7 protein-coding genes are annotated in these 14,265 nt (G+C 48.5%); 6 read left to right on the forward strand and 1 reads right to left on the reverse strand.

The genetic code is table 11. From position 1 onward, the window contains the following. The first annotated feature begins 85 nt into the window (after window positions 1-85). The 4 genes from NDI44_RS05660 to NDI44_RS05675 all read left to right on the forward strand — a co-directional run bounded on the left by NDI44_RS05660 (window position 86) and on the right by NDI44_RS05675 (window position 8,861). Entirely contained in the window at window positions 86-1,489 is a 1,404-nt protein-coding gene (locus tag NDI44_RS05660) for an NAD(P)(+) transhydrogenase (Re/Si-specific) subunit beta (RefSeq protein ID WP_190412731.1), read from the forward strand. A gap of 183 nt (window positions 1,490-1,672) precedes the next feature. After that, window positions 1,673-3,034, forward strand: coding sequence for a serpin family protein (locus tag NDI44_RS05665; RefSeq protein ID WP_190412732.1), 1,362 nt, complete (start codon window positions 1,673-1,675; stop codon window positions 3,032-3,034). A 92-nt stretch (window positions 3,035-3,126) separates the two neighbouring features. Next, complete coding sequence (gene pruA, locus NDI44_RS05670; protein WP_190412733.1) at window positions 3,127-6,123, forward strand: L-glutamate gamma-semialdehyde dehydrogenase; 2,997 nt, start codon at window positions 3,127-3,129, stop codon at window positions 6,121-6,123. 158 nt (window positions 6,124-6,281) lie between these two features. Then, window positions 6,282-8,861 carry a glycosyltransferase family 39 protein gene (locus NDI44_RS05675; RefSeq protein ID WP_190412734.1) on the forward strand — a complete coding sequence of 860 codons (2,580 nt, stop codon included), beginning with the start codon at window positions 6,282-6,284 and terminating at the stop codon, window positions 8,859-8,861. Window positions 8,862-8,901: 40 nt separating this feature from the next. On the opposite strand, the gene NDI44_RS05680 is transcribed toward NDI44_RS05675, so the two are convergent. Then, window positions 8,902-11,994 (reverse strand): response regulator, encoded by a 3,093-nt coding sequence (locus NDI44_RS05680; protein ID WP_190412735.1) that lies wholly within the window; start codon window positions 11,992-11,994, stop codon window positions 8,902-8,904. Between the two features lie 911 nt (window positions 11,995-12,905). Here NDI44_RS05680 and NDI44_RS05685 point away from each other — a divergent pair. Both NDI44_RS05685 and NDI44_RS05690 read left to right on the forward strand, forming a co-directional pair. Continuing rightward, window positions 12,906-13,331 carry a BON domain-containing protein gene (locus NDI44_RS05685; protein WP_190412736.1) on the forward strand — a complete coding sequence of 142 codons (426 nt, stop codon included), beginning with the start codon at window positions 12,906-12,908 and terminating at the stop codon, window positions 13,329-13,331. A 35-nt stretch (window positions 13,332-13,366) separates the two neighbouring features. After that, the gene (locus NDI44_RS05690) at window positions 13,367-14,203 is read left to right on the forward strand and encodes an RsmE family RNA methyltransferase (RefSeq protein ID WP_190412737.1); all 837 of its coding nucleotides are present in this window, start codon (window positions 13,367-13,369) and stop codon (window positions 14,201-14,203) included. The last annotated feature ends 62 nt before the right edge of the window (window positions 14,204-14,265 follow it).

A 14,265-nucleotide genomic window follows, 5' to 3' on the forward strand; every position in this document is an offset into this window, starting at 1 on the left:
ATTTCTCACTCAAAATGCAAACCCGAACACTCAAAACTTTTCTGATTACCAATCACCAATTACCCATTACCGACGAACAAGTGATATGACGGAATTTCTGCCAACTGGGATACAGCTGACTTACTTAGTAGCAGCGTGTTTGTTTATTCTGGGATTGAAGAAGCTGGGTTCACCGGCGACAGCTCGCACAGGCAATCAGTGGGCAGCTGTCGGGATGCTACTGGCTATCGTGGCAACACTGCTAGATAGGCAGGTGTTGAACTACGAAATGATTTTGTTGGGTTTGCTGATTGGTTCAGTGTTGGGAGCGATCGCAGCCTATAAAGTAGAAATGACCGATATGCCCCAAATGGTGGGTCTACTCAACGGTTTGGGAGGCTTAGCTTCTGCCCTGGTCGCTGTAGGAGAATTTTGGCGGCTCTTGGGCACGCAGCAAGCAATTCCCTTCGACGCCAACCTCTCGATTATCAGTAGCGTATTTATCGGCGGCGTCACCTTCACTGGCAGTATGATGGCCTTTGCCAAATTGCAGGGACTCATTAGTGGTTCTCCCATTACTTTTCCCTTACAACAACCCATCAACGCCCTCCTATTAGTAAGTTTTGTAGCAGCGAGTGCCTTCCTGCTAATTACCCCAGACAACTTACCTGTATTTCTAGCAATGGTAGGGATTTCCTTACTGCTGGGCGTGCTGTTCGTGATTCCGATTGGCGGCGGCGATATGCCCGTCGTAATTTCACTGCTGAACTCGCTTTCTGGGGTCGCTGCGGCGGCTGCTGGTTTCGTGGTGATGAACAATATGCTGATCATCTCCGGAGCCTTGGTAGGCGCTTCAGGCTTAATCCTGACCGAAATCATGTGTAAGGCGATGAACCGTTCCCTTGCCAGCGTGCTGTTTGGTGCCTTCGGGAAAGCTGGGGCATCTGGTGGTACTGGTAGTGCAGAAGGGGGCGATAAAAATGTCCACAGCATCGATACCGAAGAAGGCGCGATGATGTTGGGCTATGCGCGTTCCGTCGTGATTGTTCCCGGCTATGGCATGGCAGTGGCTCAAGCACAACACGCTGTCCGCGAATTGGCTGACGGCTTAGAAAAACTAGGCGTTGAAGTGAAATACGCCATTCACCCAGTTGCGGGACGGATGCCAGGACACATGAACGTATTGCTAGCGGAAGCGAATGTGCCTTATCCGCAGCTATACGATATGGATGATATCAATCCGCAGTTAGAGCAGACGGATGTGGCGCTGGTGATTGGGGCGAATGATGTTGTGAATCCAGCGGCTCGTCACGATTCTGCTAGCCCGATTTACGGGATGCCGATTCTGGAAGTAGATAAGGCAAAACACACGATTGTAATTAAACGCGGGATGAGTGCGGGTTTTGCCGGTGTGGATAACGAGCTTTTCTACAAAGACAAAACGATGATGCTATTTGGCAGTGCGCGGGATGTCGTGGCGAAGCTGGTTGCTGAAGTGAAGCAGCTATAAACAAATTTTGAGTTTTATATCATCACTCAAAATTGCGATCGCGATATGATACCAGTCTGCTTCAGGAGTTTAATACTCCTGAAGCTATCTTTTCTTTGGAATAAAAGATAGGTTAGGCTGGGCTTACCAGAGGCATCTGCTACATTCAGAAACCACGGCTATGTGATTTTGCATGAAAGCAGCATGAGACAATTCATCGCGGGTTTTACCGCCGCTTTAGTAGGTTTGGCGATCGCTTCGGTTGGTTCCGCGATGGCTCGTGAACCTGGTATCTATTTTAGGAATTCCCGTGCGTTGTCAGACAAGGCAGATGGGAATGGGACTCCAAAGCCGATTTTAACCAGCCAAACCGCGTCCACCACTCCAAAACAACCAACAGAGGAACTTTCCGCACTTTTAGATACGGTGGTGGAGGGCAACAGCTCGTTTGCCCTCGATCTCTATAACCGTCTGCGGAAACAAGAAGGAAACCTATTCTTCTCCCCTTACAGCATTTCAACGGCACTCGCCATGACCTACGCTGGAGCTGGCGGACAAACGGCGACCGAGATGGCGAAAGTTCTCCACTTCACCTTAGAGCAAGAACGCCTACATCCGACTTTTGCCGCGCTCATGGCTGAGCTAAACGCCAGCGAACAGCAGGGATATCAAATTGCAGTTGCGAATCGGCTTTGGGGTCAAAAGGGCTATGGCTTTAGCGATCGCTTTTTGAAAACCACCCAGAACGACTACGGCGGGGGACTCCAAGAAGTGGACTTTGCCGGTGCGACTGAACAGACTCGCCGCACGATCAACAACTGGGTCGCAAAAAAAACTGAAGACAAAATTCAAGACCTGATTGCGCCAGGGACGATCTCTTCTAAGACCAAGCTGGTGCTGACAAATGCCATTTACTTTAAAGGTGCCTGGTTCAGCCCGTTCGATCGGCAAAAAACCAAAGATGAGCCGTTTTATGTCACTCCAACGCAGCAGGTTAGCGTGCCGATGATGTGCAAGACGGAGCAATACGGCTGGGCAGATATTGGCAGCTTGAAAGTGTTAGAGCTACCCTACGGTCAAGGCGAGGAGATATCCAAGGAATTATCGATGGTCATTCTCTTACCCAAGCAAGTGGATGGGTTGGCGAAGATGGAGCAGCAGCTGACGCCAAAAAACTTGGAACGGTGGCTATCGTCCCTCAAATACGAGCAGATGGTTGAAGTTTGGGTGCCTAAGTTCAACCTCACTTCAGAGTTTGACCTAAGCAAGGTACTGGCAAATATGGGGATGCCCGAAGCTTTCAGCGTTCAAGCTGACTTCTCGGCGATGACCGGCAAGAAAGGGTTGTTCATCTCCAAGGTGATTCACAAAGCCTTCGTGGAGGTAAATGAGGAGGGCACTGAGGCAGCTGCGTCTACAGGGGTTGGGATGACTAGGGGGGCAAACAAAGAGTTTCGAGCCGATCGCCCATTTGTGTTCCTGATTCGGGACAAGCAGTCGGGTAGCATTTTGTTCCTGGGTCGTGTGTTGAATCCGCTACAGTCAACAGCGGCTGTTGGGAAGTAAAGTTGATGCCGATCGCTTGGGAAATCGAGAAAATAGAAGATAGAGGGTTCCCAGCATTGATGCCTTTATCCTGAATTAGGAGTCTGCCAGCCGTGGTTGTACAAATATCTGATAGCACCTACGAAGTCAAGACCCAAGAAATTGCCAAACAACTGTTGGCAGCAACGAGAGAAAATCGCTCCTTTTTTGCCCAAATGCGCGACCAAATGCGCTGGGATGATAAATTACTTGCTTGGGCAATGGGCAACCCTGGTTTGCGAGTGCAGCTGTTTCGCTTCATTGACTGTCTGCCTGCGCTGCACAGTAAACCGGAAGTTGCTCGCCACTTGCAAGAATACTTGGCGGATGAGTCGGTTGAACTCCCGACGAGCCTGAAAGGGATGCTCAACTTTGCTTCTCCAGACTCAATGCCCGGTCAGGTAGCAGCGACAACGGTGAATACAGCAGTTGAAACCTTAGCGCATAAATATATCGCTGGGGAAAGTATTAAACAGGTTATTAAGACGGTTGAGCGATTGCGTAAGGAGAAAATGGCTTTCACCATCGACCTGTTGGGGGAAGCGGTGATTACGGAAACTGAGGCGCAGTCGTATTTAGATAGATATTTGGAATTGATGCAGCAGCTGACGGAGGCGGCGAAGACGTGGACGCGGGTTCCGGCAATTGACCAAGCAGATGGAGAAGAAATCCCCCAAATTCAAGTATCTGTCAAGCTGACAGCGTTTTATTCGCAGTTCGATCCGTTGGATGCGAAGGGAAGCGAGGAGCGAGTGAGCGATCGCATCCGGCTTCTATTACGTCGCGCCCAAGCGTTGGGGGCTGCTGTTCACTTTGATATGGAACAGTATGCCTACAAAGATTTGACGCTCTCCATCCTGAAACAGTTGTTGATGGAAGAGGAGTTCCGGAGTCGCACGGATCTAGGGATAACGCTGCAAGCTTATCTGCGCGACAGCGAACAAGATTTGCGCGGCTTGATTGACTGGGCGAAACAGCGTGGCTATCCCCTAACAGTGCGCTTGGTAAAAGGGGCGTACTGGGATCAAGAAACCATCAAGGCGATGCAGAAAGATTGGCCGGTGCCAGTTTACAGCGATAAAACTGCAACCGATGCCAATTTTGAGAAGATGACCCAGCTGTTGCTGGAAAATCACGAGTATTTGTACGCGGCAATTGGCAGTCATAACGTGCGATCGCAAGCACGGGCGATGGCGATCGCGGAAAGTTTGAAAATTCCCCGCCGTCGCTTTGAGATGCAAGTTTTGTACGGCATGGGGGATAAGCTGGCAAAAGCGCTCGTCGATAAAGGTTATCGGGTGCGGGTGTATTGTCCTTATGGGGATTTGCTACCGGGGATGGCTTATTTGATTCGCCGGTTGCTGGAAAATACTGCCAATAGTTCGTTCTTGCGACAAAATCTGGAAGAGCGTCCGATTGAGGAATTGTTAGCGCCTCCCGTCGTAGAAAGTTCGGAGTCTTCAGTCAAAGCTCAAAACTCAAAACTCAAAACTCAAAACTTGCCTTTTCACAATGCAGCGGATACGGATTATGCAGAAGCTGAGGAAAGGAAGCGATCGCAACAAGCCTTGCAAACCGTGCGCGAACAGTTGGGTAAAACCTATTTACCTCTGATTGACGGTGAATATGTAAACACATCCGATATCGTCGATTCAGTGAATCCTTCCAACCCCAGTGAGGTGGTTGGCAAAATCGGATTGATTAGCGTAGAACAAGCAGAACAGGCGATCCAAGCCGCAAAAGCAGCATTTGCCAGTTGGCGGCAGACTCCAGTGCCAGAAAGGGCTGGAGTGTTGCGGAAAGCCGCAGATTTGATGGAAAAACGCCGCGCCGAATTATCCGCGTGCATGGTATTAGAAGTTGGTAAGCCAGTGCGGGAATGCGACGGTGAAGTTTCCGAGGCAATAGACTTCTGCCGTTACTACGCCGACGAAATGGAACGGCTGGATGCTGGGCACCATTATGACATCGCCGGGGAAACCAACCGCTATAACTACCAACCACGAGGGATTTCTCTGATTATTTCCCCTTGGAATTTCCCCTTGGCGATTCCCACCGGAATGACAGTGGCGTCACTGGTGGCTGGAAATTGTACGCTTCTCAAACCGGCTGAAGTTTCATCGGTGATTACAGCGAAACTCAGTGAAATTCTGGTAGAAGCAGGCATTCCTCGTGGGGTGTTCCAATACGTACCCGGAAAAGGTTCAACGGTGGGTGCTTATATGGTGAAGCATCCCGATGTCCACATGATTACTTTTACAGGTTCTCAGGAAGTCGGCTGTCGGATTTACGCCGATGCGGCGATTTTACAACCAGGGCAAAAACACCTGAAGCGGGTGATTGCCGAAATGGGTGGCAAGAATGCGATTATCGTCGATGAAAGTGCCGATCTCGATCAAGCTGTGCAAGGTGTGGTGCAGTCCGCCTTTGGTTACAGCGGACAGAAGTGTTCGGCGTGTTCTCGGGTAATTGTTCTAGAACCCATCTATGATGCCTTTGTAGAGCGTTTGGTGGAAGCAACGCGATCGCTCAATGTTGGCCCTGCGGAGGCACCCAGCACCCAAGTTGGCCCCGTGATTGATGCAAACGCACGCGATCGCATTTTGGAATATATCGAGAAAGGGCGTCAGGAAGCCAAAGTGGCGCTGGAAATGCCCGCACCCGACAACGGCTATTTTATCGGGCCGACGATTTTCTCAGAAGTCTCGCCAGAGGCGACGATTGCCCAAGAAGAAATTTTTGGTCCGGTTCTAGCAGTCATGCGGGTGAAGAATTTTGAGGAAGCGATCGCGGTTGGTAATAACACCAACTTCGCCTTGACTGGCGGTCTATATTCCCGTACACCTTCCCACATTCAACAAGCTGAAAGCGAATTTGAAGTCGGCAACCTCTACATCAATCGCGGCATCACTGGCGCAATTGTAGCAAGACAACCCTTCGGCGGTTTCAAACTTTCTGGCGTCGGTTCTAAAGCAGGTGGCCCAGATTACTTGCTACAATTCCTCGAACCCCGCGTAGTGACAGAAAATATCCAGCGCCAAGGATTTGCTCCGATTGAAGGAGTAGATTAGAAAGGCAAAAGTAAGAAGGCAAAAGTAAACAGAAAGAATTGTTTCTTTTACTTTTGTCTTTTTATTGGGGTAAGGTAATTGGGAGAAAATAATAGAGCGGTTCTCAATTTGATGCAATACAAAATGAGAAAGAAGTTAAAAGAACCTATCTGGATTCTGTGACCGATAAAGATAAAAGCACTAAGTTTAAGAATAGAAGTCTGCTAATTCTAGGAATCATTTGGCTGGTGGGGGCAGTTAGCGATCGCATTTGGTTTACGCTTGACCACTCGGTGCCAGCTTGGGATCAGGCAGATTACTTGACGGGATCGTTGAACTACTGGAGGGCTTTGCAACAACCCCAGTGGTTTTCAGGCGAGTGGTGGACGAGTTTTTGGCTGTTGACCTCCAAAGTGCCGCCTTTTACCTACATTGCGGCTGCTATCGTCCAGCATCTCTTTGGGACGGGGGCGGATCAAGCCACGCTGGTTCTGTTGCTATTCAGTGCGATGCTTTTGGGTTCGGTTTATGGTTTGGGCGTCCAGCTATTTAGCATTGAAGTCGGTTTATGGGCGGCTGGGCTGTGCCAATTGTTACCGGGGATTTATCAATATCGCCTGGATTTTCTGCTGGATTATCCGCTGACAGCGGTTGTGACGTTGAGTTTCTTTTGCTTGACGGTTTGGCGAAATTGTCGAACCGCAGAGGAACAGAGGACGCAAAGAACAAGAGAATGGGTTTGGGCGGCGGCGTTTGGGCTTTCTTTGGGGCTGGCGCTGATGGTAAAGCAGACAGCGCTGTTCTTTCTGTTGACGCCGATTTTGTGGGTGGGATTTGGGACGATTCTTCGGCACCGGGCATGGGGACGCCTCGCGCAACTGGTTTCTGGGTTGCTGCTTTCGGTTTTGGTCTTTGGTCCTTGGTATCGCACCAATTGGCTGCTGATGCTGACAGCGGGAAAACGGGCAACCGTGGATTCAGCGATCGCGGAGGGAGATCCCGCCCTCAATACTCTAGACGCTTGGACTTACTATTGGAAAATTCTTCCTTACCATCTGTCTTGGCCTTTGTTACTCATTCCAATTGTGGGATTGCTGATTTATTCAATTAAAAAAATAAAAACTCAACAAGAGAATTCTTCAACTTTTAATTTTTCATTTCTAAATTTTGATTCAATTGCTTGGCTTGCGGTATTTTGGCTGGGAGCTTATTTACTGGGTTCGCTGAATATTAATAAAGATTCTCGCTATGTCTTGCCTTACTTGCCGGTGGTAGCGCTATTTTTGGCTTATGGCTTGACGCGCCAGACAGGACGCTGGAAACATCATATCCGTTGGGGAACCGTTGGTTTGGCGGTGCTGCTAATGTTTCTGAACCTGTTCCCCGTGGGATGGATGTTTGCCAATTTCACGCAAGTCCTCAGTCCCTATGCCCAGCATCCCGTTTATCTGGGAGAAAAATGGCCTCATCAACAAGCGATCGCCCAAATTATTCAAACCGAACCTTATCTGCGTTCCACACTAGGAGTATTACCCTCAACCGCAAAAATTAACCAGCACAATTTCAATTATTACGGTGCGTTAGAAAATTTTCAGGTGTATGGGCGTCAGGTAGGAAACCGAAAGAAGTTTGTCCCTCAAGATGCGCGATCGCTTTCCTGGTTCCTCACGAAAAGTGGTAAGCAAGGATCGATTCCAGACGCGCAAGCAATCATCGTCCAAACTGTAGAACAAGGTTCGGATTTCCAATTGCAAAAGAGTTGGGATTTACCCGATGACAGCGTTTTGAAACTCTATCATCGCAAAACGCCACCCATCCAAGTACAACCCCTCACAGAACCCCGCACTCAAGTCAACCTAGAACGGGTGAGTGTACCGAATCAAGCCCCACCAGGGATTCCCGTACCGATTACCTACGAATGGTCTGGTTCCTGGGAACAGTTGCAATCTGGGTTAGTGCTGCTGACTTGGCGAATGAGCGATCGCATTGTTGAAAATTCCACACTTAACAATTCCAAAGTTGGAAATCCCAAATCTGAATGGCTGCACGATCACGGGATTGGGATGGGAGAATTGTATCCAAAAGTTCTTCCCTCTAAGCTTTCTGCGAATGGCTTTCGAGTCACCGAACAGATGGCGATGCTGCCGCCAGCAAATATATCGGCTGGAATTTACAGCCTAGAAGCGACTTACCTGAACCGGCAAACGGGTGAAACTTACCCGATACAGGTGCCCCCCGTGACACTGAAGATTGAACCCCTTGCCGCCGCCACACCCGCACCTGAATTGGATTTACTGACTCAGTTGCGGACTCTAGCGGCTACCTTACCCCAAGGGACAGAAGCTCTAGAGTCGATATTTGAAGAAACTGGGCGCATCAACCAGTACGACCCGATTCAAGACTATCTGAATCAAACCTTGACGGCATTGGAATACCGACTGCAACGGGAACCGCAAAACCGGGATTGGGCATACACGCTGGCTTTGTCAAAGGCACTAAAGCGACAAGTCAAAGGTGCGATCGCTGCCTTAGAACGAGTCGTTGCGATCGACTCCCAAAATCCCTACGCTTATGCCTATCTCGCCTTTGTCCATCTGTACGATTGGCATCCCGCCGCCGCCCAGAAAGCTTTGAAACCGGCTCTTGCCATCAACCCGAATTTATCCGAACTTCAAGCCCTGAATGGCGTAGCAACGCTTCTGCAAGGCAATCTCGTCAAAGCTTGGCAAATTCTGAAAGAATTAAAAATTCCGAATTAGAAACAAAATTCTTTCTTTTGCCTTTTACTTTTTGCCTTCTTCAGAGATGTTTCATCAAAATTAACTCCAACTGAGGAATGCCTATCGGCTTGCTGAGATAATCATTAGCACCAGCCTCTAGAAAACGGTCTCGATCTTCTGCCATTGTATTTACCGTTACCATTACCACTGGCAGTCTTTCCAGTTCCGGCTGCTGTTTTAAGTCTTTTAGTAAATCTAACCCGCTGTATCCACCGGGTAAATTTACATCCAACAAAATCAGATCGGGCTGGAAGTTTCGCACTCGCTGGAGGAAATCCGTCCCATCAAGCAAATGTTCAACGGTATGACCTACGACTTGGAGATAGTCTTGCAACAGCAACCCACTATTTTCATCGTCTTCCACAATTAGAATTCGTCTTTTGCCAGGGAGAGAAAAAGGGTTGGCGGCGGCTTTTAACTCGCCATTGTTAAGTCCAGAAGACAATGAAGAAGAATCGCCCCCCTCGCTTGGGAACTGATAGATGGAGACTGATTCATTGCTCATATCGGGCAGATATAGAGTAAACTCACTGCCTTTTCCTAGGGTTGAGGAAACCGTCACATCTCCACCATGAAGTCGGGCTAAACTGCGAGTCAGTGACAACCCCAAACCAGTGCCAGCAAACTGCCGGTTCAGTCCGCTGTCCAATTGGCGAAATGGCTCAAATAACAATGACAGCTTCTCAGGGGCAATACCAATGCCCGTATCCGCTACGGTAAACGCAATGCATCCAGGCTGCTTTTGCACAATTAGGGAAACTTGACCCGATGGTGTGAACTTAATTGCATTCGATAGCAGATTCAATAACATCTGCTTTAGACGTCGTTCATCGGCGACACAAACATCAATTTCTGGGTCAATTTCACTGGTGAGTTGTAGCCCTCGTTCGTAGGCTTGTTCCCTCATAATCGTAACGATGTATTCGCACAAATGCGGCACGATGATTGGCATCGGGCAGAGTTGTTCTTTGCCTGCTTCGACTTTAGAAAGGTCAAGAATATCGTTAATCAGCGATAGGAGATGTTCGCCACTATTGTTAATGCAGGTAACATATTCTTTCTGTTTCTCATTGAGCGTGCCAAAAATCTCTTGCCGCATAATGTGAGAGAGTCCCAAGATCGCATTGAGGGGCGTTCGGAGTTCGTGGCTCATGGTGGCAAGGAATTCACTTTTTGCGCGACTTCCCGCTTCTGCCGCTTCCTTCGCTTCCCGCAGTTCGATTTCCTTGTTCATGCGATCGCTAATGTCATACACGACCGCTTGTAGCACTTTTCGGTTGTCCAGCTCGATTGCCGTTAGCGTCACCTCTGCCGGAAAATCTTTACCATCCGACTTCCGATAAATCCAATCAAAGCGACAGTTGCCTTCTGTTAGGGCAGTGGTAATGCGATCGCAAGCTAGACTCAGAGAATTTTGACCATCGGGCTGAGTCGGCGGCGAGAATTCGCTGAGATGTTTCCCGCAAAACTCCTCCAAGCCATTACAGCCAAATAACTGTAGGGTTGCACTGTTGCAGTCGAAAAATCCTTGTTCATCCAACAGCATCACCGCCGCGCTGGTTGATTCGTAGAGCGTCCGGAATTTGGTTTCCGATTCCCGCAGCGCCTTTTCTGCTTGTTTGCGCTCGGTAATGTCTCGCGTCGTATTGACCGCCAGCAGGACTTTCCCCCTGTCATCGCGGATTGCCGCCCCATTGATACTTACCCACTTGCGCTCTCCATTGAGACCGTGTACCACCAGCTCCTGATCGGTAAAAACTTCCCCTTGAAGTGCCCTTGTAAGGGGTAGCTCCGACCGACGAGGGCGGGAACCATCGGGGTGACGGACTTTTAATTTAGTTAAGAAATTCTTGACGTGAGGCACAGAGCCTGGTGCGGAGGTAGGTGTGACACCATTCCCGACCAGACCATATATCTGCAATGCCGCCCGGTTTAACAGCACGATTTGACCATCGGGTTGAGTGACAGTAATTCCCTCTTGAATGGAATCAAGAATGGCTTCCAGCAGTGTTTTTTCCTGAGCGAGTTGCTGAGTGCGCTCCTGAACGAGGCTTTCTAGCTGTTCAAGCTCGTGGGCATTGTAGAGTGCGATCGCTGTCTGTCCAGCTAACTGTTGCAGCAGTTGGATTTCCCATTCTAAGAACGGCGGACGCGGCTTGATCGAGCCGACAACCAGATAGCCGTAGAATTGCTCTCTCACGAAGATGGGAGATAGAAGCATCGCACTTGGTCTAGCCTTAGGACAAAGCGCTTGGTAGGCTGGGGTCAACCAAAAGTCAGTAGTGTTTATGATCGCTACCGGACGGTTTTCGAGCAACTCACTTCGCACCGTTTCCCAGCCTTCTACGGACAGGGTTGTCCCTTGTAGGGGCGATTGAGAAATCGGCTTTACGGCATCTGATAAATGGGGCCAATACTCCGCTTCAATGTAAACTCGGTTTGATTCCGACAAGTCTCGGACTACCATGCAGAAATCGCAGCTCATCGGGACTGCCGTCTGTCGGACAATTTCATCAACGACTGATTTTGGATCGAGATTAGAATTTAAGGCAGTCGTGATGCGGTTTACTAAGGCTTCTCGCTCCAGTTGTTGCTGCAAGGCTCGCTGGGTTTGTTGGAGTCGTATCTGCATCCGCTGACGCTCAATGGCATATCGCACGGTGCGGAGCAGCAGATGGCTGTCGGCATGACCTTTGACGAGATAGTCTTGCGCTCCTTCTTGTACAGCAGAAAGTGCGATCGCTTCATCGGCTAGCCCCGACATCACCACAATCGGCACTTCTGGTACAGCATTGCAGACTCGTCTGACGGTTTCTAAACCCTGAGCATCTGGCAGCGATAAATCTAACAAAATCACCCCGATCGATAGTGGGAGGCGATCGCCTTTCAGCTCAAAAGGTTGCTGGTTCGCTGGTTGGTTAAACCTTTCAATCTTCAACTTCTGAACGTTCAACCCTTCTGAACTGACGAGGCAATCCAGGGCTTCTGTGAGCGTTTGAACGTGGATCAGCGTTATCTGGGGAGCATTGACTTCCCGCAGCAGTTCCCGCACGAGACGGGCATCGCCAGGGTTATCCTCCACAAGCAATACGGCGATCGGTTCAGTCTGCATGGGTTGCACTCCAATTCTTTTACTGGAGGGTCTTCTTCCAGCATTTCCCCTCTCTTTCGGCAGCGTTACCATCTTTATGAGCTAAAACTTCCAGGGTTACTTTGAAAATTCTTAGGAACCAATCCACCTCTACTGGCTTGGTAATGTAATTGAGATGCTATGTATTGTAAATATTTTAATCTTTCATCAATGTTATCGGGATTACTTGCGGAGTCCCTCCAGTGTGCTGGTTTGGCTTGTTTTTTGCCCACACTCGATCAATATTTTTTTAGAATTCGTATCTACAAGCATGATGTCTGACCCTACCTACAGGGTGAATTTACTATACTTCGCCCCCTGAAATACCACGTCTGAGAAGTTGGTTATGGCATCATCCCTCTGTACAGGCTTTCCGATTCGGGCGGCAATTTCTTAGGATTTGCAACAGTAGCTTCTTGACCGAATAAATAACTCCTCGTAGTTGCCGATATGACTTTTAAAAAATTTCTAAATTCTTAAAGCTTGTAAAGCTAATATTTGGTCATTTTTTTGCTTGAATGATTGCTGAAATTTAATTTTTTTAAGACTTTCTAAATAAAAATAAATTTTGTATGTATAATTTTTTTACTGGATGTTAAATTAGTGATATAGTAGCAATCTGATTTGAGCTGTAAGATGCCAGCAGTTCAGATACCTGACTTCTTAGAGAAGTCAGGTATCTCGCCTTTAGAAACCATTTAGGATGGCTATATATATTATTAAATTAAAAGAATTTTAGTTGACAAATGCACCTAAGCTAGGTTTATTGTTTAGCTAAAAAAACAGTAATTTGTCCTATATCTGAAGACTGATTTCTGATGAGGGATGTAATCAGAACTGGGATAGATGTGTAATAGAAAATATAAAACATCCTTAGAAGGCAAACAATAATTATGACTTGGTTAGAAAGGCAATTTGGACAACAGAAGACCAGCTCAGAAGGAGACAGCAAACATGACGCTCAGGCTGTCGAAGAACAAATGAGTCCAGGACTTACGGGTGAGTATGATTGGGAGTTGCGTGAGAAGGCTGGGATGCATAAACCTCCAACATTGCCAGAATACATGGGCTTTGAGGGGGAATACGATGCTAACGGATTAGCTAAGCGCGTTGCTGCTGCATTTGATCAAGAGCCGAACCTCAAAAATATTGACACTCTTGAAATCGCTCAAGACGGTGGCACGATTATCCTCACGGGTTCTGTACCCGATCAATCAATTTTGAGCCATGTCGAAGCGGTTGCTGCCAAAGTAGATGGCACCAAAGCAGTAGACCTTCACCAAGTGGAAATTAAAACCCACGAAGGTTCCGTCCGATAAAATTAGAAAGGTCTGCTGTTAGTGGGAGATAAAGATTGGCTCAGCTGCAACGATTAGCGATCGCTCCCTCTCAATTTCAAAACCAGCAAATTATCCTGACTGCCGAACAACAGCATTACCTCAGTCGGGTGTTGCGGTTGCGGGAGGGCGATCGCTTTATCGCAATGGATGGACAAGGGCACTGGTGGCTGGCGAAGCTGGAGGCGAATCAGGGGCAGCTTCTAGAGCCGATTTCCGTCCAAACTGAGTTGCCCTGCTCGATAACCCTAATGGTTGCGTTGCCAAAAAACGGCTTTGATGAAGTGGTGCGCTACAGTACCGAGCTAGGGGTGGTAGCGATCGCGCCCGTCGTGAGCGATCGCACCCTGCTCAATCCCAGCCCCCAAAAACTCGAACGTTGGCGGCGAATTGCCCAAGAAGCCGCCGAGCAATCAGAACGTCAAATCATCCCCACAATTTTAGAAGCCGTTTCCTTTTCTGCTGCTTTGTCTTCGCTCAAGAGTCATTGTTCTTCGATAAAAAACAAGAATTATATCTGCGTTGCTCGTGGAGATTCTCCCCATTTACTCGATTGCTTGATTCATCTATTGCCGCAAGAGGCTTCTCCCCCAGCCCCTCTCCTACAAGGGGAGGGGGCTGGGGAGTCAGGTTTTTCAGGTACAGCAGATGAACTGAAGAATCCAGGGCAAGGAACGATTGTCATCGCCATCGGGCCAGAGGGAGGCTGGACACCAGCAGAAGTTGAACAAGCGATCGCTTCTGACTTCCAACCCGTTTCTCTAGGGCGTCGTATCCTGCGATCTATTACCGCCCCAATGGTCGCCTTATCTCTGGTAGCTGCGGCATGGGAATCCGAAATTAGAGAGATTTAAGGGACTGCTCAATGCACAATTAGAAATGAAGGATGCTTCAATTGCTAATTTTTAATTGTTAA

Origin of the sequence: Trichocoleus sp. DQ-A3, from assembly GCF_039961975.1 — a bacterium.
Lineage (GTDB): Bacteria > Cyanobacteriota > Cyanobacteriia > Cyanobacteriales > FACHB-T130 > FACHB-T130.

Coding starts and splice junctions, on each gene's coding strand:
- NDI44_RS05660 (WP_190412731.1), top strand. CDS start 86: ATGACGGAATTTCTGCCAACTGGGATACAGCTGACTTACTTAGTAGCA.
- NDI44_RS05665 (WP_190412732.1), top strand. CDS start 1,673: ATGAGACAATTCATCGCGGGTTTTACCGCCGCTTTAGTAGGTTTGGCG.
- NDI44_RS05680 (WP_190412735.1), bottom strand. CDS start 11,994: ATGCAGACTGAACCGATCGCCGTATTGCTTGTGGAGGATAACCCTGGC.
- NDI44_RS05685 (WP_190412736.1), top strand. CDS start 12,906: ATGACTTGGTTAGAAAGGCAATTTGGACAACAGAAGACCAGCTCAGAA.